The 17,569-nt window shown below is 66.8% G+C and carries 23 protein-coding genes; 14 read left to right on the forward strand and 9 right to left on the reverse strand.

The genetic code is table 11. The features are described from left to right. Genes F3087_RS38045 through F3087_RS38065 form a run of 5 tightly spaced genes read left to right on the forward strand, consistent with a single transcriptional unit; the run spans position 1 to position 5,222 of the window. Positions 1-1,746: an HAD-IIIC family phosphatase gene (locus F3087_RS38045; protein WP_150406995.1), complete on the forward strand. Its 1,746-nt coding sequence runs from the start codon at positions 1-3 to the stop codon at positions 1,744-1,746. Beyond that, a complete protein-coding gene (locus tag F3087_RS38050; RefSeq protein ID WP_191094343.1) occupies positions 1,736-1,984 on the forward strand; it encodes an acyl carrier protein in 249 nt (82 codons plus the stop codon). Before F3087_RS38045 ends, F3087_RS38050 begins: the two co-directional genes overlap by 11 nt. After that, on the forward strand, positions 1,981-3,528 hold the full coding sequence (locus F3087_RS38055; RefSeq protein WP_150406997.1) for an SDR family NAD(P)-dependent oxidoreductase: 1,548 nt from the start codon (positions 1,981-1,983) through the stop codon (positions 3,526-3,528). The genes F3087_RS38050 and F3087_RS38055 overlap by 4 nt, the downstream gene beginning before the upstream one ends. After that, positions 3,491-4,447, forward strand: a complete 957-nt coding sequence (locus tag F3087_RS38060; RefSeq protein ID WP_150406998.1) for an ABC transporter ATP-binding protein — start codon at positions 3,491-3,493, stop codon at positions 4,445-4,447. The genes F3087_RS38055 and F3087_RS38060 overlap by 38 nt, the downstream gene beginning before the upstream one ends. Continuing rightward, entirely contained in the window at positions 4,434-5,222 is a 789-nt protein-coding gene (locus tag F3087_RS38065; protein WP_150406999.1) for an ABC transporter permease, read from the forward strand. The genes F3087_RS38060 and F3087_RS38065 overlap by 14 nt, the downstream gene beginning before the upstream one ends. A 5-nt stretch (positions 5,223-5,227) precedes the next feature. Here the strand turns inward: F3087_RS38065 and F3087_RS38070 are convergent, their stop codons facing one another. Continuing rightward, entirely contained in the window at positions 5,228-5,728 is a 501-nt protein-coding gene (locus tag F3087_RS38070) for a hypothetical protein (RefSeq protein WP_150407000.1), read from the reverse strand. Between the two features lie 233 nt (positions 5,729-5,961). On the opposite strand from F3087_RS38070, the gene F3087_RS38075 reads away from it, so the two are divergent. Further along, positions 5,962-6,357, forward strand: a complete 396-nt coding sequence (locus F3087_RS38075; protein ID WP_150407001.1) for a nuclear transport factor 2 family protein — start codon at positions 5,962-5,964, stop codon at positions 6,355-6,357. A gap of 110 nt (positions 6,358-6,467) precedes the next feature. On the opposite strand, the gene F3087_RS47235 is transcribed toward F3087_RS38075, so the two are convergent. Then, a complete protein-coding gene (locus tag F3087_RS47235; protein WP_263407270.1) occupies positions 6,468-6,596 on the reverse strand; it encodes a hypothetical protein in 129 nt (42 codons plus the stop codon). Positions 6,597-6,850: 254 nt separating this feature from the next. Here F3087_RS47235 and F3087_RS38080 point away from each other — a divergent pair, with 254 nt between their 5' ends. After that, complete coding sequence (locus F3087_RS38080; RefSeq protein WP_223885659.1) at positions 6,851-7,033, forward strand: DUF6886 family protein; 183 nt, start codon at positions 6,851-6,853, stop codon at positions 7,031-7,033. 6 nt (positions 7,034-7,039) lie between these two features. Here F3087_RS38080 and F3087_RS38085 read toward each other — a convergent pair whose 3' ends face one another. Together F3087_RS38085 and F3087_RS38090 are read right to left on the reverse strand one after the other, a co-directional pair. After that, the gene (locus F3087_RS38085) at positions 7,040-7,480 is read right to left on the reverse strand and encodes a YybH family protein (protein ID WP_150407002.1); all 441 of its coding nucleotides are present in this window, start codon (positions 7,478-7,480) and stop codon (positions 7,040-7,042) included. 169 nt (positions 7,481-7,649) lie between these two features. Beyond that, positions 7,650-8,489, reverse strand: a complete 840-nt coding sequence (locus F3087_RS38090; RefSeq protein ID WP_150407003.1) for a helix-turn-helix transcriptional regulator — start codon at positions 8,487-8,489, stop codon at positions 7,650-7,652. Between the two features lie 101 nt (positions 8,490-8,590). On the opposite strand from F3087_RS38090, the gene F3087_RS38095 reads away from it, so the two are divergent. Then, positions 8,591-9,307 (forward strand): SDR family NAD(P)-dependent oxidoreductase, encoded by a 717-nt coding sequence (locus tag F3087_RS38095; protein WP_150407004.1) that lies wholly within the window; start codon positions 8,591-8,593, stop codon positions 9,305-9,307. Positions 9,308-9,320: 13 nt separating this feature from the next. On the opposite strand, the gene F3087_RS38100 is transcribed toward F3087_RS38095, so the two are convergent. Continuing rightward, a complete protein-coding gene (locus F3087_RS38100; protein WP_150407005.1) occupies positions 9,321-9,863 on the reverse strand; it encodes a MepB family protein in 543 nt (180 codons plus the stop codon). A 47-nt stretch (positions 9,864-9,910) separates the two neighbouring features. Between F3087_RS38100 and F3087_RS38105 the strand changes: the two genes are divergently transcribed. Then, the gene (locus F3087_RS38105) at positions 9,911-10,843 is read left to right on the forward strand and encodes an LLM class flavin-dependent oxidoreductase (RefSeq protein ID WP_223885660.1); all 933 of its coding nucleotides are present in this window, start codon (positions 9,911-9,913) and stop codon (positions 10,841-10,843) included. A 23-nt stretch (positions 10,844-10,866) separates the two neighbouring features. Further along, positions 10,867-11,370 (forward strand): GNAT family N-acetyltransferase, encoded by a 504-nt coding sequence (locus tag F3087_RS38110; protein ID WP_150407006.1) that lies wholly within the window; start codon positions 10,867-10,869, stop codon positions 11,368-11,370. 2 nt (positions 11,371-11,372) lie between these two features. Here F3087_RS38110 and F3087_RS38115 read toward each other — a convergent pair whose 3' ends face one another. Together F3087_RS38115 and F3087_RS38120 are read right to left on the reverse strand one after the other, a co-directional pair. Next, the gene (locus tag F3087_RS38115) at positions 11,373-11,972 is read right to left on the reverse strand and encodes a hypothetical protein (RefSeq protein ID WP_150407007.1); all 600 of its coding nucleotides are present in this window, start codon (positions 11,970-11,972) and stop codon (positions 11,373-11,375) included. 135 nt (positions 11,973-12,107) lie between these two features. Continuing rightward, positions 12,108-13,535 (reverse strand): FAD-dependent monooxygenase, encoded by a 1,428-nt coding sequence (locus F3087_RS38120; RefSeq protein WP_150407008.1) that lies wholly within the window; start codon positions 13,533-13,535, stop codon positions 12,108-12,110. A gap of 66 nt (positions 13,536-13,601) precedes the next feature. Between F3087_RS38120 and F3087_RS38125 the strand changes: the two genes are divergently transcribed. After that, positions 13,602-14,234, forward strand: coding sequence for a TetR family transcriptional regulator (locus F3087_RS38125; RefSeq protein WP_150407009.1), 633 nt, complete (start codon positions 13,602-13,604; stop codon positions 14,232-14,234). A 27-nt stretch (positions 14,235-14,261) separates the two neighbouring features. Here the strand turns inward: F3087_RS38125 and F3087_RS38130 are convergent, their stop codons facing one another. After that, positions 14,262-14,753, reverse strand: a complete 492-nt coding sequence (locus F3087_RS38130; protein ID WP_150407010.1) for a DinB family protein — start codon at positions 14,751-14,753, stop codon at positions 14,262-14,264. Positions 14,754-15,096: 343 nt separating this feature from the next. Between F3087_RS38130 and F3087_RS38135 the strand changes: the two genes are divergently transcribed. Next, entirely contained in the window at positions 15,097-16,059 is a 963-nt protein-coding gene (locus tag F3087_RS38135; protein ID WP_223885661.1) for an ADP-ribosylglycohydrolase family protein, read from the forward strand. Between the two features lie 97 nt (positions 16,060-16,156). Beyond that, positions 16,157-16,366, forward strand: a complete 210-nt coding sequence (locus tag F3087_RS38140; protein WP_150407011.1) for a KOW domain-containing RNA-binding protein — start codon at positions 16,157-16,159, stop codon at positions 16,364-16,366. Positions 16,367-16,387: 21 nt separating this feature from the next. On the opposite strand, the gene F3087_RS38145 is transcribed toward F3087_RS38140, so the two are convergent. Next, entirely contained in the window at positions 16,388-16,762 is a 375-nt protein-coding gene (locus F3087_RS38145; protein ID WP_150407012.1) for a nitroreductase family deazaflavin-dependent oxidoreductase, read from the reverse strand. A 128-nt stretch (positions 16,763-16,890) separates the two neighbouring features. On the opposite strand from F3087_RS38145, the gene F3087_RS38150 reads away from it, so the two are divergent. Then, positions 16,891-17,541, forward strand: coding sequence for a TetR/AcrR family transcriptional regulator (locus tag F3087_RS38150; protein ID WP_150407013.1), 651 nt, complete (start codon positions 16,891-16,893; stop codon positions 17,539-17,541). Positions 17,542-17,569: the final 28 nt, after the last annotated feature.

Consider the following 17,569-nt stretch of genomic DNA (forward strand, 5'->3'; position numbering starts at 1 on the left):
ATGACAACCGATGTGGCAGTAGAACTTTCCCCCGCCGACGGCTACGTGGCGTGGACACAGCGCGCGAAAGCGCTGGCGCGCGAACCCGGCGGGCCCGGGATCGCGGTGCGGATGGCGCTGCTGGCCACCTACACCACCGACTTCCTCGCCGAATTGCTACCGCTGGCGGGCGCCCGCGCCGGCCTGACACCGGAACTCCTGGAGTTTCCGTTCGGTCAGGTCGAGCAGGTGCTGCTCGCGCCCCAAACACCGTTCCGCGAAGGCGATTACGTGGTGCTGGCCGGTACCCACCACGACGTCACCGGCACGGTCGACGAGACCGTAAACCGCTGGGTCGGGCTCTGGGACGCGGCCGCGCGTTCCGGTGTCCGGGTCGTGCAGCTCGGTTTCGCGCCGCCCGCAGTCGACGCCTACGGACCGGCGGCTTGGCGCGCGCCGCAATCACTCTCGCATCGGGTGCGCGAGGTCAATGCCCGCCTGGCCGAACAAGCCGCCGGGCGAGTGCTTTTCGTCGACGTCGAGCAGCTCGCCGCCCAGGTCGGCCTGCGTCAGTGGGAAGACCCGCGCAGCTGGTACCGCGTGCGGCAGCCGTACGCGCCGGACAGCCTGCCGTGGCTGGCCGCTGCCATCGCCGACACGATCGCCGCCGACCGCGGCCGCTCCGCGCGCTGCGTCGTCGTGGATCTCGACGGCACCCTGTGGGGCGGCGTCCTCGGCGACGACGGCGTCGACGGCATCCGCGTCGGCACCGGCCCCGACGGCGAGGCGTTCGCCGACTTCCAGCGCTACCTGCGCGCCCTGACCGAGCGCGGCGTGCTGCTCGCCGTGGCCAGCAAGAACGATCGCGACCTCGCCCTGCGCGCCATCGCCGAGGCGCCGGGCATGGTGTTGCGGGTCGAGGACTTTACCCATATCGTCGCCGACTGGCGGCCCAAATCCGAACAGCTCCAGGAGATCTCGGACAAGATCCGGCTCGGCCTGCACAGTTTCGCCTTCGTCGACGACAATCCGGCCGAATGCGCCCAGGTCCTCGCCGTGCATCCCGAGGTGCGCGCGCTGTGCCTGCCTGCCGCGCCGGCGAAGTTCGCCACCGAACTCGCGGCGCTGCCCTGGCTGCATCCCGGCTCGCTGTCCAGCGAGGACTTCACCAGGCAGCGTTCCTACCAGGCGCTGGCCGCCGCCGAGCGCACCGTGACGGACAACCTCGACGACTTCCTGGCCGGCCTGGAGATGGTGGCGACGATCGAACCGATCAACAGCACCACTCTCGACCGGGCCGCGCAGCTGATCGCCAAGACCAACCAGTTCAACCTGACCACCCGCAGGCACACCCAGACCCAGGTCCGGAAGATGGCCGAGGACCCGCAATGGTTCGCCGCCACCCTGCGCCTGCGGGACCGCTTCGCCGACCACGGCATCGTCGGCGTGCTGCTGGCCGAGGCCGGCGGCGATGGCGCCGTCGAGATCGACACCCTGCTGCTCAGCTGCCGGGTCATCGGCCGGAACGCGGAAAACAATCTCCTGGCCGCCGCCGCCGAATGGGCGCTGGCACAGGGCAGTTCGCGATTGGTGGGCCGGTATCTCCCGACCGCCCGCAACGCGCTGGTGCGCGACCTGTACCCCGGGCACGGCTTCGCGCTCGAAGCGGAGTCCGAACAGGGGTCGGTATTCGGTTACGACCTTTCGGGCGGCGCACTCGCGCGCAGCCCGCATGTGCGAGAGGCGCAGATGCAACATGGCTACTGATCTGATGGAGCAGCTGCTCGAGCTGTTCGCCGAGGTGGTCGGTGAGCCGGCCGCGCACGGCCCCGACACCGTCCGCGGCGACATGGACACCTGGGACTCGCTCGCCCAGGTGCGCCTGGTCTACGCGGTGGAACGCGCCTTCGCGGTGGAACTTCCGGAGAGCACGCTCACCGGCGAACCCTCGCTCGCCGAGATCGCCGACTCCGTCTCGGCCGCACAGCAAGAGCGGGTCTCATGAACTCCCGGGTCTTCCGGGTCACCGATACCGACGTGGCGACCTACGCCGCCGCGGTCGGCGACCGCAATCCGCTGCACGTGGACAACGACTTCGGGCACCGATCGCCCTACGGCCGGCCGGTCGCGCACGGCGCGCTGGTGGTCACCCTCGCATTGGCCGCGCTGGCCGAGACGACCGACCCGATGGCGGTGCGCGACATCCGAGCGACGTTCCGGCAGCCCACGATTCCGGGCCGCCGCTACGAGGTCGACTGGACCGTGTCGGAGAGCGAGGCCCGCGGGCGGGTCAGCTTCGGCGGGATCGAGGTGGTCGGCATCCGTTGCCGGCTCGGCTCGGTGCTGCCGTGGTGCGGTCCCGCCGCCGAGGACCAGCCGCGGCGGGATGCGCCCCGGGTGCTCGGATTGGCCGACGTGGCCGGGGATTCCGCGCAGGCGCCCGGCCAGGAGAAGGGGTCGTACTCGGTCGACTATCCGTTGATCGCGGGTCTGGTGTCGCGGGTCATCGGCGGACGTGTCCCCGAACATGTTGCGGCCGTGCTGGGTTGGGCGAGCTACTGGACCGGGATGTGCACGCCCGGCCGGGACGCGTTGCTCGTCGCGTGCACCGTCGTGTTGCACGGATCCGGTTCCGGCGCGGTCGAATTCGAGACGAACGAGCCCGAGGTCGATCGGCGATCCGGGCTGGTCACCTTGCGCGCGGGAATGCGTTGCGGCGCAAGTGCGGACGTCACAGTGCAGAGTCTGATCAGAGAGTCGGTGCCTGGACCGGATCCGGCGGAACTGGCGGCGATCCTGCCGCCCTCGGAGTCGCTGGCCGGACGCACCATTCTGGTCGTCGGCGGCAGTCGTGGGTTAGGTGCCGCGGTCTCACTGGGTTTGGCCAGTCAGGGTGCCCGCGTGCTGGTGAGCTGCACTCGCGCACCCGAGGTGCTGGCGGCGGCCTCGCACGCTTACCGGGATCGATTGTGGCCGGTACTCGCCGATGCCAGCGACGGCTGGGCACTGGGCGCGGCTCTGCCGGAAGGCCCCCTGGATGGCGTGGTTCTGCTTGCCGCACCGGCGATTCCGACGCTGCCGCTGGCGCCGGACGCGGTCGAGACCGCCGCGCAGTTCATGGCGGCGAGCACCCGCCTGGTGTTCGCCCCGCTGTCGGTGTGCGTGCCGCGGCTGCGCAAAGGCGCGACGGTCGTGCTGATTTCCTCGGAGGCGGTACTCGCGCCGCCCCGCTGGTGGCCGCATTACGCGGCGGCCAAGGCGGCCGTCGAAGGACTCGCGGAATACGTTGCGCGACACCATCCCTGGAACGTCGTGGTGGTCCGGCCACCGCGACTCTGGACCGACCTGACGAACACGCCGGGCGGACGTGCCGTGAGCAACCCCATCGCGCCGGTCGCCGCCGACATCGTCAACGCGTTCTCCACGCAAGACGTTGTCGCCGGGGAAGTTTCGGTGCTCGGCACAGCCGGTTGGGGCGCACCATGGCCAATTCTGAGTGAGGAGGTGCGGGATGCTGGAGATCGCCGACCTGAACAAGTCGTACGGTAAGAAACAGGTACTCACCGGGATCGATCTGATCGTGCAGCCGGGCGAGATCGTCGGGCTGCTCGGCCCCAACGGCGCGGGCAAGACCACCACCGCGTCGATCGTGTCCGGCCTCACCGCCGCCGATTCCGGCACGGTGCGTATCGACGGCATCGACATCCGCAGCAATCCCCGTCAGGCGCGGCGCAAGCTCGGTCTCGCGCCGCAGGAACTCGGCGTGTATCCGACGCTCACCGCGGAGGAGAACCTGATCTTCTTCGGCCGGCTCATGGGCGTCGGGCGCAAGGACCTGACCGCGCGCATCGCCGAGGTCGGCGAGCGGCTCGGGGTCACGCCGTTCCTGAAGACCCGGGCGCATCAGCTTTCCGGTGGTCAGCAGCGCAGGCTGCACACCGCGATGGCGTTGCTGCACGAGCCGGACGTGCTCTGGCTCGACGAGCCGACCGTCGGCGCCGATGTCTCGGCGCGGCAGGACCTGCTCGTCGAGGTGCGCAACCTGGCCGATCAAGGTGCCGCCGTCGTCTATGCGACGCACTACCTGCCCGAACTCGAAGTGCTCGACGCCCGCGTGGTCGTCCTGCATCAAGGCCGGATCCTGGCACAGGGGAGTGCCACGGATCTGGTCGAGCAGTACGCGCAATCCGCGGTGAGCCTGGAGTTCTCCGCAGCCATCCCCACGAGCCTCGGCGGTTTCCTCGCCGCACCGGGCGCGGTGGTGCTGGAGTCGAAGCGGTTGAACATCCCGACCAACACGCCGGGACAGCTGCTCGCGCAACTGTTCGCCACTTTGGACACCGATACCGGCCAGCTGCTGGCCGCGGAGATCCATCACCCGAACCTGGAGAACGCGTACCTGGCGATCATGCGCGCGGCGCAGGACGCGGACGAGCCTGTGGAAGGGATCCGAGATGCTGTTGCATGACTCCGCTGTCGATCGAGTACGCGCGTTGTCCTGGGCGGACCTGCGCCGCATCCGTTCCGATCCGGCTCAGCTCATCGTGATGATGGTGCTGCCGATCGGCATGATGGCGTTCCTGACGCCGGCCAACCGGGCGCAGTTGCGGCTGACCGGGTATTTCAACGCGACCGGCATCGAACAGTCCGGGCCGGGCACCATCGTGTTGTTCGCGTTCTTCATCACGACCCTGCTCGGTGCCTCGTTCTTCCGCGAACACGAGTGGGGGACCTGGGATCGGCTGCGCGCCGCGCCGGTGCGGGCGGTCGAGGTCATCATCGGGAAGTCGTTCCCGTCGGTGCTGTTCTCGGTGTTCCAGCTGACCTTTCTGTGGTTGGTCGCGTTCACGCTGTGGGATCTGCACAGCAAGGGATCGACCTGGCTGCTGGTTCCGCTGACCGCGTCGCTCGCCGTCGCCACCTGGGGATTCGGCATCGCGCTGGTCTCGTTGTGCCGCAGCATCGATCAGTTGGCGATCATGGCGCAGGTGGGGTCGCTGGCCATCGGCGGACTCGCGGGCACCATCACCCCGCGCGACACGCTGCCCGCCTGGGCGCGCGCGTTGTCGCCGTACACGCCGCAGTACTGGGCGTTGAAGGGATATCAGGACGTCATCCTGCACGGCGCCGGGTTCGGCGACATCGTCAAGCCGTGCCTGATCCTGATCGCCGTCGGTGTGGCGGGCGGACTGGTCGCGCTGTTCAAGTTCCGGCTCAATCACACCAAGATCGGGCGGAGCTGACGGGGTTACTCGATCGGCTGGGTGATCGCGTTGTGCTCGTCGTTGATCAGATGGAACGCGGACGCCAAGTCGTCGAGCGCGGTCTGCCAGAGTGACTCGGTGCCGTCGCCGTGCGGGTTGCCGCTGCTCAGTGAGAGCAGCACCTGCGCGGCCTCGGCGGCGCGGGCTGCGGCGTCGAGCAGCACCGGGGCCTGGTCCGAGGTGTCGCGCGGGGCCAGCGCGTCGATCCGGTTGTGTAGCCAGTGCGCGTCGAAATGGGCCTGTTCGGTGGCGTTTTCGCCGTCCAGCGCGGGCTGGGTGCTGGCCGCGGTCCAGCGGCGGGCCAGCTCGTTCTGATCCGGCGCGTTGGTTACCGCGCTGCGCAGTTCGCTGCTGAACACCCGCTGCAACAACGCCGCCAGCTTGGCGCGTTCGACCGCGGTGTCGTGGTGCGCGGGGGCATCGGCGTCGCCCGGGTCGATATGCAGCACCGCGAGAATTGCCCTCAGTTGCGCGATCGTGGCCACTCAACCCCTGCCTTGTCATGACTCGCCGAGCCGCTCTCGGCTACCACCCGACCCCCGGTACCCCGAACGATTAACTAAATGATAGCCGCACGGTGTCATCGCGGCACCGCAAACGCCGCGCGAATCGCGCGCGCATGGATTGCTGCGCAACCGATCTCGCCGCCGAACCGTGGTTGAACATCGAACCATCGCCCCCTCTGTCCGAATTAGAAGGATCGCTCTAATATGGCGCTATGAGCAATCGAGATGTGGTGGAGAAGTTCTATCTGGCAACCCAGGCCGGCGACGGCGAGGCGATCGTCGAGCTGCTGCACCCGCGCTTCGCGGCCCGGGTCGCGCCCGGGATGCCCAGCGTCACCGATACCGCGCCGGATGGTCCGGCAGCGGCGCTGGCGGGAGTATGGGGACCGGTGTTCCGGGACTTCCGGATCGCGCCCTATGCGGAGACCTGGTTCGACGCGCAGGACGGCGCGGTCATCGTCACCGGGCACTATCGCGGCACCGCGCGGGCGACGGGCAAGCCGGTGCAGGCCGAATTCGCCCACGTCTGGCGGGTTTCCGACGGAAAACTCAGCGCGTTGCACCAGTACACGGACACCTGGTGCTGGCGGGACGCACTGGCGGGTTGATACGTGCCCATCGTGACCTCATTCCGAAACGTCGATGCCGTCACATCTAAGTTCGGTTTGCTGCCCCCTCCGGATTGTCGGCACGCCGAAGCAATATCGGGACAGGTGGGTCAGGGGCGGCTGTAAGTCGACGCGACCATGTCCAGGACGAGATCCTGGAGTAGTCGGCGGGTCGCGTGCGCCTGCTCGATCAACGGCTCCGACGCGCCGTCTTCGGCCAGGTCGACGAGCTGATTCATCAGATGACACACGGCAACCAGCCGTCGTACGGCTTGCCGCCGCTCACCGCATGTGAGGTCGGTACGCATAATGTCCCAATCGCGCCACGCCCGGCAATTGTTTCGTGTCGCCACGCCGACGCCGGAACGCGTTGTCCGGTTTGGTTTTCCACACCGGGCGGTCCGGATTGTGGTAGCGAGTTTGGTCATGTACCCCGAGCCGGGGGAAGTTCTGCACTTCTCCGAGGATCCGACCATCGATCGTTTCGTGCCGCATGTCGCGCCGACTGCTGCCGGTCGAGCCGCTGCACAAGGTCGGCGACCTGTTGAAACTGCATGAGCAAGCGGGGATTCAGCTGCGAATCCTGCCGAATCTGTGGGACTTCTGGGATGCCGCAACCGGTAGCTCCCTGGGTTTCAGCGGCATTCGTTTGCGTGCCGCGCGGCCGCGCGCCTGAGCCCGGTTACGGCGTCAGATCCAGCACGGCCGTGCCGTCGGCGAAGTCGGTCGGCACCGACGTGTGGTCGTGGACGATCAGCCATTGCCCGTCGCGTTTCTGGAAGCACGCCGTCCAGCGCAGCCAGATGTCGGCGTCCTGCCCGTCGACCATCGTGCCCATCATGTGATTGAGGCTGCGACTGAACGCGATATCCGTGCCGAGGGTGATGTCCAGTTCGCGGATCTCGAAATAGATCGGACCGGAGAAGTTCGCGAACGTCTCCTCCCACGGCTTCCGATACGTCTCCGTGCCGACGTATCGCAGCGGCGGAGCGATATCGAACGACACCGTATCCACCGCATGGATCGCCATCGCGGCATCCACGTCGCGCTGCCGAAACGCCTCCACCCATCTATCGATCAATCCCCGGATCTCCGCCTCATCGGGCGTAGTCGTAGGAGTCATCGTCCACCTCGAGCTTCCCCCACGGCCACCCCGACGACCAGCAGGTAGGTTCTCCGACTTCACCCTCACCCTGCCAGAGGCCACCGACAGGTTTGCTCGAGTGATCACCTGCCGGGTTTCCCGAATGTGAGGTGGTCACGGGGGTGTGCGGGCGTGACGATAGTTTTCGCTATCCGGTCAGGGATTGGGTGCCGAGAACGGTGAGTAGTGCGAGGCGTTCGGCGTCCTCGGTGCCCGGTTCGGCGGTGTAGATCATGATGCGGAGATCGCTGCCTGCCACGGTGAGTACGTCGCAGTCCATCGTGAGTGGGCCGACTCGCGGATGGTCGATCGTTTTCTGCGCGGCTTCGCGGCGGCCGACTGCGCCGGAGTCCCATAGTTCGGTGAATCGGGGGCTATTGGCGCGGAGGTCGGTGATGAGTTTGCGCAGGCGCTGGTCGGCTGGATATTGGGCCGCTGCGGTGCGTAGGTCGGAGACCAGGGAGATTTCGTGGGCGAGGGTGGCCTCGGGCGTGCGGCGGGTGGGGATGCCGGGGCCGGCGAAATGCCGCCACGCACCGTTGCGGTTGGGGTCGTTGCGTGCGGGTGGCTCGCCCATCAATGCCGCATACGGTTGGTTGAATTGCAGCAACGTCCAGGCGGCGTCGTAGACCGCGACGGGGGTTCCGGTCAGCCGGTCGAGTACGCGCTGCACGCTCGCGGTGACGTAGGTGGGAACGGTGTCCGGGTCCGGTAGGGCCAAACCCGCGAGCCGGAAAAGATGCGTGCGTTCGACCGAGGACAAGCGCAAAGCCCTGGCCAGCGCTTCGACCACCTGCGTCGACGGGTTGGATGCGCGACCTTGCTCGAGCCGCGTGACGTAGTCGACGGAGATGCCCGCCAACATCGCCAGCTCTTCGCGGCGCAGGCCGGGTGCGCGTCGTTGCCCGCCGGTGGACAGCCCGGCGGCCTCGGGTGCGACCCGGTCGCGCCAGCGCCGCACCGCCTTCCCGAATTCCGCTGTCGCCATGTTTCCAGTCTGCCCGCGCGGCGGCGGGCGTGCCTGGTATCAGCAGTCCCAGGAAGATCAGACGACTGGTTGACCGGGCGGTTCGGGGCGAGTCTGGATTCATGACAACGACATTGATCACCGGAGCGAACAAGGGACTCGGCTTCGAGACCGCCCGCCGGCTCATCGCGGCAGGGCACACCGTCTACCTCGGCAGCAGGGATGCCGAACGCAGACGCCGGGCCGCAGAGGAACTGGGTGCGCGGGCGGTCGCCATCGACGTCACCGACGACGCGTCCGTCGCGGCGGCCGTGAAGACGATCGACGCCGACGGCGGGCTGGATGTACTGATCAACAACGCGGGCATTTCCGGCATCGAAGCGCAGTCGCGGGACAGCGCGGAGATCGGTGCCGGGGTGGTGACCGCCGACATGATGCGGACGGTGTTCGAGACGAACGTCTTCGGTGTGGTCCGGGTGACGCACGCGTTCCTGCCGCTGCTGCAACGATCTGCCGCGCCGGTCGTGGTCAACGTGAGCAGCGGTTTGGCGTCGCTGGCGAACGTCGCCACTCCGGGTGCGCCCGCCTACTTCTATCCGGGTGTCGCGTATCCCGCGTCGAAGGCCGCGGTCAACATGGTCACCGTGCAGTACGCCAAGTCGTTTCCGGATATGCGGATCAACGCGGTGGAGCCCGGATATACCGCGACAGACCTGAACGGGCACAAGGGAACTCAGACCGTTCAGGAGGGTGCCGAGATCATCGTCCGGATGGCGCAGGTGCAACCCGACGGGCCGACCGGAGGTTACTTCGATGCCTCCGGAACGTTGCCCTGGTAGGCCAGCGAATTCGTTACTGGCGGTAGAGCATTCGGGCACGATCGAGTTCTGTCGGCTGGAGGTGCAGGAAGTGATCCAGCTGCCAGGCTTGCGAATTGGTGGCCTGACGGTTCGTGGTCTGCGCCCACGGTGGATACACGCGGAACCCTCGCTTCCCGCCGCGACCATCCACCGACAGGACCCCGCGCTCGCGAAGCACGTCAGCGGGAAAAACGAACTGGCCCAAGCGATCCCGGTCGCGCGTGCTGATGACGAAAAGATCGACGAGGTCGGCGACATCGAACGGCTGGATCGGCCCGACCGCAGTCCTCTTCCACACCGTGACGAACTGACCGGCCTTGGTCGGAGTCGTCTTGGCCGCGCGAAACCGGATCGCGCGGCCATCGACGGTGAACGAGTGCGCGGCGTACGCGGCGCTCTCGGCCTCGGGAACCGGCACCGAACAGGCGAACCCGCAGGGGTCGTAGACGAGCGTTTTCGCGTCGAGCAGGTCGTCGCAGGCGGCCCACGCCGGGTTCGCGTACCGAAGGCCGGTCGAGTGCTCGCCGCTGGTCATCACCAGCTCACCCTGTCATGGACCACCGACAGGCTCGGGTCCGGACAATGAGTACCGTTGCCGCAGAATCCGATCCGCTTGCCTGCGGCGATCCGACCCCGCAGTATTCCGGTATGCGATTCTCGATCAACATTCCGAACTTCGGGGACTTCGCCGACGCCCGAACGGTGGCCATGGCCGCCCAGGCGGCGGAGGAAGCAGGCTGGGACGCGCTCTTCATCTGGGATCACGTGGTCCTCGACAAGAAAGAACGTCGAGGTCAACCGTTCGGCGACCCCTGGATGCTGCTCACCGCGGCCGCGTTGGCAACCTCGCGCCTGAAACTCGGCACCCTCGTGACCCCGGTGGCCCGTCGCCGCCCCGAACAGCTCGCCCGCCAGGTCGCCACTCTCGATGCGCTGAGCGGCGGCCGAGTCATCTTCGGCGCCGGCCTGGGCGGACCGATCGAGGACGAATTCGGCAGCTTCGGCGAACCGACCGACCCCGTCCTGCTCGCCGAACGCCTCGACGAGGGCCTGGACCTGTTGCAGCGCTACTGGTCCGGCAACCCGGTCGAGCACGACGGCAAGCACTACCGAGTCCGCGACGTCACCCTGCTCCCCGCAGCCACCCAGCGCCCCCGCCCACCGGTCTGGATCGCCGGCTTCTGGCCCCACCGCCGCCCCATCCGCCGCGCCGCCCGCTGGGACGGCGTCGTCCCCCTGTTCAGCAACGGCCACGGCAACCCCCCACCCCTCGACGAACTCCGAGACCTCCTCACCTACCTCAAAGAACACCGAAAAGACCCCCGGCCCAACCACTTCGAGGTAGTAGTAGGCGGCCTCACCCCCGGCGACCCCGCCAAGGCCCGCGACCTCATCGCCCCCTACGCCGAAGCCGGCGCCACCTGGTGGGACGAACGCCAACTATTCACCACCGACGCCCTACACCGCCTCGCCCCCGTAATGCGCCGAATCAACCAGGGCCCACCCACCCTGTAGTCACCGAGGGGAATACTGCCCACATGGGAAACGTGGTCATCCGGACCGCAGGTCCTGGAGATCTATTGGCTGTCTTGGCAATTCACGACCAGCTCGAGGCTGTCGATGGATCGCTCAGCGCCGCAACAGATCTCCAGCAGCGAACCTGGGCGCGGATGATGGAGCGGTCCGACGATCTGACGGTCTATCTCGCCGAGGCTGACGGAAAGCCGGTCGGGACGGCAACCCGATTGCTGTTGCCGCACATCACCTACGACTGTGCGCCGACCGCGTTCATCGAGGCCGTCGTGGTCGAACCCGGTTATCGCCGTCAGGGAATCGCCAGTGCGATGATGCGACGTCTCCTCGGTGATGCGCGAGCAGCTGGGTGCAACAAGATCCAGCTGCTGTCCCATAAGCGTCATGCCACCGACGGGGCGCATCGGCTCTATACGTCGCTGGGATTCGAGCCGGAAGCAGAGGGCTTCCGGCTCTATCTCCAGCAGGTCCCAGCCGCAGTTCAAGCCGCAAAGGTGACGGGTGCGTGAAGTCACCGGCGGCGGGGTGGGGAGGTGCGGGCGCCGAGTTCGCCTGCGGCCATGATCAATCCGCCGATGGCGAAGATGGCGAAACCGGTGCCGGGGGTGCTTTGGGAGGTGTGCTGGCTGATGCCGATCATCATGATGGCCCAGCCGAGGGCGGCGATCGCGCCGCCGATCCACAGGCAGGCCTTGGTCCAGCCGGGGGCTCCGGAGAGGTCGTCGGGTTGCGGGGCGTAGTAGTCGTAGGTGTGGACGTCTCTGCCCGCGATGTGGCCGTCGCCGGGGCCGCGGGCCACCGACCAGCCGTCGCGACTCGTCGCGGTGTATTGGCCTTGGGCTCGGTCGAGTTGATCGCGCAGGTCGGCCAGTTCGCGTGCGAAACGCTCGTCGGCCGCGGCGGCGCGCTCGATCGCCGCCGCGACCCGCTCGCGTGCGCGGATGCTGTCCGGGTTCTCGGTGAGGTCGGCGACCGGGCCGCGGCCCAGTCTGCGGGTCACCGTCGCGGACAGGGCGTTCAGGCCCTGATCCAGCGAGCGGTCGGCCCATCTGCTTCCGGCTCCCCCTATCGTCGCGGCTAAATACGCGGCGATTACCATTCCATCGATCATGCCCGTCTCCTTCGGCCACCCGGGGCATTTCAATCATCTAATCGTCGCAGTTATTTCCTTTGTTTCAAGCGTCGCTATCTCGAATTGGTTTGTGAGCGCACGTAATTGGCGACCGGCGGGTCTGCTATCGGGTGTTCAGCCGAACCAGCGGGTGAGGGCCGCTTCGAGTGATTGTTCGTCGGTGGCGGACCAAGCGATGTATCCGTCGGGGCGGATCAGGACGGTGGGAGTGTCGTCGTCGGCCTTGGCGGTGATGTGGTCGACATGGTCGGACCAGCGGTCGATCGATCGGGGCGTGTCATCGAGCGAGAGCAGCAGACCGCGACCGGAATGCATCAGCCGGCTCACCCGGGTCGGACCGTCCGGAGTGGTCAGATCGAGGTCGATCATGCGTGGGCCGAGCCCGGCGTACTGGGTGTCGAGGCCCGACATCATGCCGGAGACAAAGTAATTGGCATCCGGTAGCCGGAGCAGGTCGGTGAACATATCGCGGACCGCGGCGATGTTCTCGTCCCCGGTGGGGTTCATGATCATGCCCTGCGCGCGAGTGGTGCGCAGTACTCGTGCGGCGACCGGGTGACGCTCGTCGTGATAGGTGTCGAGCAACCCCTCGGGCGCCCAACCCTGCACTGTCGCAGCGAGTTTCCAACCCAGGTTGACGGCGTCCTGGACGCCGAGGTTCACCCCCTGGCCGCCGATCGGCAGGTGGATGTGGGCCGCGTCCCCGGCGAAGATCACCCTGCCGTCGCGATAGTGTTCGACCTGCCGGGTGGCATTGCTGAACCGGGACGCCTCGCGCAGCTCACCCAACCGCGTCTCCGCTCCATAGACCGCCGCTAACGCCTCGTTGACTTCCGCTGCGGTGATGGGCGTTTCGCGATCAGGTCGCACACCGGAGGTCTTGCCGAAGATGAACCGGTACAGATCCCCCTCGATGGGATGCAGGGTAGTGAAGAACCCGTTGGCGGACTTGATGTACTGACTGAAATGCTCGGAAGTTGTTGGCACACTGTCGGATCGGGACGCGAGCGTGAGATCCGCGACCGCCGAGGACATCGTGCCCGCGGTTCCGGGGAAAGAAGCCCCGAGCAGCTTTCGAACCGCACTGTGCCCACCGTCGCACGCGACCAGATAACTACCACGAACATTCCCGACCGTGACTCCGGCGGAATCCCGTTCGATGGCAGACACTTCGACACCGCGCAGCACCGGCACACCCTGATCGAGGAGGCGCTGTTCGAGGAACTCCTCCAACCGAGTCTGCGGGATGGACACCGGATACGGATACCGGGTCCGCCACGGCCGGCAATCCAACTCGACCGGCAGACCCGCGAAATGCCCGCCGAACTCGCCGCGCGGCAGCGAACGGTCGAGCAGCGGATCGAGGATTCCACGCAGGTCGAGCACCTCCGCGGTGCGCGGTTGCAGCCCGCCGGCCCGGGACTGCGCGCTACGCGTCAACCGCTTCTCCAGCACCACGACCGGTACCCCGGCCAGTGCCAGCTCGTTGGCCAGCATCAACCCCGTCGGACCCGCCCCGACCACGATCACTTCAGTTTCCACGTCATCCTCCAAAAGTAGACTCGATGCAACAATACACTCGATCTACCAATGCGCTAGAGTGCAAACATGACCGAACCGACGGGCCTGCGCGAACGTAAGAAGATCCGCATCCGTGAACAGATCGCGGCCACAGCGATCCGCATGTTCCTCGAATCAGGCTTCGACCAGGTCTCCATCACCGACATCGCCCGCGCCGCCGACGTCTCCCGCCGCACCCTGTTCGCCTACTTCGCCACGAAGGAAGACCTGGTCCTACAACGGTTCGCCGACCACGAAGACGAGGCGGCCAGAACGGTCCGAGCGCGCCGCCCCGATCAACCGCCCCTGGACGCACTACGCGAAGCGCACCTGGACGCACTGCGCCGCCGCGACCCGAACACCGGCCTCAACGACACCCCCGAAATCATGGCCTTCCTCCAATTGGCCTACGGCACAGAGTCTCTCGCCGCAAGGCTGATGCGCTACGGCGCCCGCGGCGTCGCCACCTTGGCCGAGGCGTTGCACGACAACGGCTTCGACCCTCTCACCGCCCGCCTCCTCGCCGCCCAAATCATCGTGATCCACCGCGAACTCACCCTCATGAACCACAACGCCCTCGTCGAAGGCGAATCCGCCGAATCCCGCTACCCCAAAGCCGTCCAAGCCACCAACCACGCCTTCGACCTCCTGCGCGACGGCCTGGGACCACATCCTGCCTAGCGGCCGTCGCGCAGTGGATCTCCTCGGTTATCGAGGCACGGGGCTCTCGATCTGTTCGCGGAGGATGTCGGCGTGGCCGGCGTGGCGGGCGAATTCTTCGATCATGAGGAGGAGGGTCCAGCGCATGCTGACGGTGCCTTCGCGGGGGTTGGTTTTGGTGGTGTCTAGGTCGTAGTGGGCGGCGATTTCGCGGGATCGTTGGCTGGCGCGTTCGAATTCGGCGATTACGTCGGTCAGTGATTCGTCGGGGGTGACGGTGAAGGTGCCTTCGTCTCGTTTCGAATATCCGTCGCAGGCGGATTCGTCGAGTTCTGCCCAGAAGCGTTGGAACCAGATGCGTTCCGCTGCGGCGGCGTGTTTGATCAGGGAGATCGGGGTGGTCAGGGAGGTGACGAGTCGGCGGCGGGCGTCGGTGTCGGAGAGGCCGCGGACGGTTGCGATGAGTGCCGCGCGGTTGTGGTCGAGGGTGTTCTCGATGAGCTGTCGCTCGGTGCCGGTGGTGATTCTGTTGGTAGTCATGGGTTTTCGCTCCAATTGCGCTGGTTGAGGACCCCGGCCGGCTGTTTCGGCGGGGCATGAGTGATCGGGGAAGGTTTCAGCTACGGATCTCGAGGCCGGGGTGTCGCGTCCAGTGACGGAGACGAGCCGGAGGAGCGTTCGATGTGCTCGCCGCGAAATGCGTACTGAGGGTGGCTATGCGGGGAGATTCACGCCGCAGCCGGAGATGGTCAGGCATCGGACTCCGATGCCGCCGAGGCTCAGTATTGCACACCGTGCAGGGCGTCGAGGACTACCGCGTCGGGTCGGTGGAGTCGCCATGCCGAGGCGGCAGGCAGGGGAGTGGTGACTACGATCGGGGGCGATGCATATCGACTTGATGCTTGATTCGCTGGATGGGTTGTCGGTGGGGGACTCGTTGGGGCAGCAGTTCCCGGTTATGCGGCGGTCTGTTCGGGATATTCGGGTGGGGAATCTGGCGGAGGGGCCGTGGGGGTGGACGGACGATACCGAGATGGCTTGCACGGTGGTTGCTGAGCTTTGTGTTCGTGGTGGGATTGATCAGGATCGGCTGGCTGCTGCTTTTGCGCGGCGGTTCGATGCGGGGCGGGACTATGGGTTCATCGCGGTCAGTACGTTGCGGCGGATTCAGGGTGGCGCGGATTGGCGGGAGGTGGCGGGGGCGGCGTATGACGGGCAGGGGTCTTGTGGCAATGGTGCTGCTATGCGGGTCGCTCCGTTAGGTGCCTATTTCGCTGACGATCCGGAAAAGGTTGTTGCCGAGGCGGTTCGATCGGCGCAGGTGACGCACATGCATCCGGAGGGGGTGGCGGGGGCGGTCGCGGTGGCGCTCGCGGCCGGTCAAGCGGCGCATGCGCGATTGACTGGAACTCGGCCCACGCCAACGGAATTCATCACGACAGTGCTCGACCATCTAGGCGACGGTGAGACGAGCCGGCTGATTCGCCACGCCCGCACCCTGCTCGGGGCATCTGTCGAACAGGCAGCGGCTGAACTCGGCAACGGATCTCAGGTGACTGCGCAGAACACGGTGCCGTTCACGATGTGGGTCGCGGCAACGCATCTGGCCGACTATCCGTCCGCGATCACGACATGTATTGCGGCAGATGGTGATATCGATACGACCAGCGCTATCGTCGGCGGCATAGTCGCCGCCTACACCGGCACCGCTGACTCCGGTAAGGCCATCGGCGTCCCGCCGAACTGGCTCGCCGCGCGAGAACCGCTGCCGGACTGGTTCAATCCGCTACGCCGCCCCCGGCGCCGCAAGAGCGCTCTTCGACGATGGTTGTCCGGCACATCGTGAGCTGACCCTGTGCGCGTCGGCGGGCCGCACCATCTGCGTGCAATCGACGGGTCGTTCACCACGGCCCGCCCACACCGACTTGGATTACTGTGGCAGCGTGGGGTTTACCGAATATGCGCCAGGCGACGTCGTCCATTTCCCGGAGGGTCCGTTCAGTGGGATCTGCGGAGTCGTGCGGGAGGTCTACGCGCGCCGGGCGAAGCTGCGCGTCGAATTCGGTGAGGGACTGGTCCATCGGGAAGGCAACGTGCTGCGGGAACGGCGGCACAGCTTGACCGTCGGCTACGACGAGGTCGAATTGAGCTAGGCGTCAAGCGAACCCGAGCGTTCAGGCGTCCGCCAGATCCATCCGAAGGAACTCCCGGATACGCAGCACCTTCGGCGGCCGCGTGACCTCCGGGGAAAGCGCCTGGAACGCTTCGTCCTGCCCGATCACCCGTGGCGCGGCGAGCTCGAACTCCTGCCCGTCGACCCGGAGCCGCGCTTTACCTGCCGTCAAAATATTCTGCACCCAGTCCGAACGTGACCCGTAGACCAGGATGAACAGGTAGCCGCCCTCGACTGGATGGGCATCCAGGGGTGTGTGAAAGGTCGTGCCCGAGCTACGCCCGACGTGCGTCAGCACCGGCCATTTCCCGCCCGCGACCGCGCGCGGATTGAACACCCGCTTGTTGACGTGCCCCCACCATTTCGGCATCGGCATAGAAATCTCCTTCGCTCGCCCAGGAGTCGAACCATCCCGGGCCGCCTTACGTCCGTAAGGCAGACTTACACTTGTAAGATTGACGTACATACGTAAGGCTGTCAACACATCGATATCCGGGAGCCGCCTTGGCACGACCACCCCGACCGCTCAACCGAGAGCGCGTCCTCGACGCCGCGATCCGAGTCGCGGATCGCGGCGGCGTGGAAGCGATCACGATGCGCCGCGTCGCGCAGGAACTGGGCGTCGAGGCGATGTCGCTCTACCACCACGTACCGAACAAGGACGCGATCCTCGACGGAGTGGTCGACGTGGTCTTCGCGGCGATCGACCTACCGACCCCGCCCGCCCCGGATTGGCGCGCCGCGATCCGTACCCGCGCCTGCTCCGCGCGCAAGGTCCTGTCCCAACACCGCTGGGCCCTCGGCCTCATGGACTCCCGCCGCAACCCGGGCCCGGCCACGCTACGCCACCACAACGCCGTCCTCGGCGTCCTCAGAGAAGCAGGCTTCACGCTCCCCGCCGCAGCCCACGCCATCTCGCTCATCGACAGCTACATCGGCGGCTATGTCCTCCAGGAGGCAAGCCTCCCGATGACCACCCCCACCGACGTCGAAGAAGTAGCCGCCGAAATCCTCGAACACCTACCGCCCGAACAGTTTCCGTACCTCCGCGAAATGATCACCGACCACGCCCTGCAACCCGGCTACGACCACACCGCCGAATTCGACTACGGCCTCGACCTGATCCTGGACGCACTCGAAGCCCGCCGGACCTAGTCCCCGGGAGCACCGGCGATCCGGAGAT

The sequence above is a fragment of the Nocardia colli genome, assembly GCF_008704205.1.
In the GTDB taxonomy this organism is placed as follows: Bacteria; Actinomycetota; Actinomycetes; order Mycobacteriales; family Mycobacteriaceae; genus Nocardia; species Nocardia colli.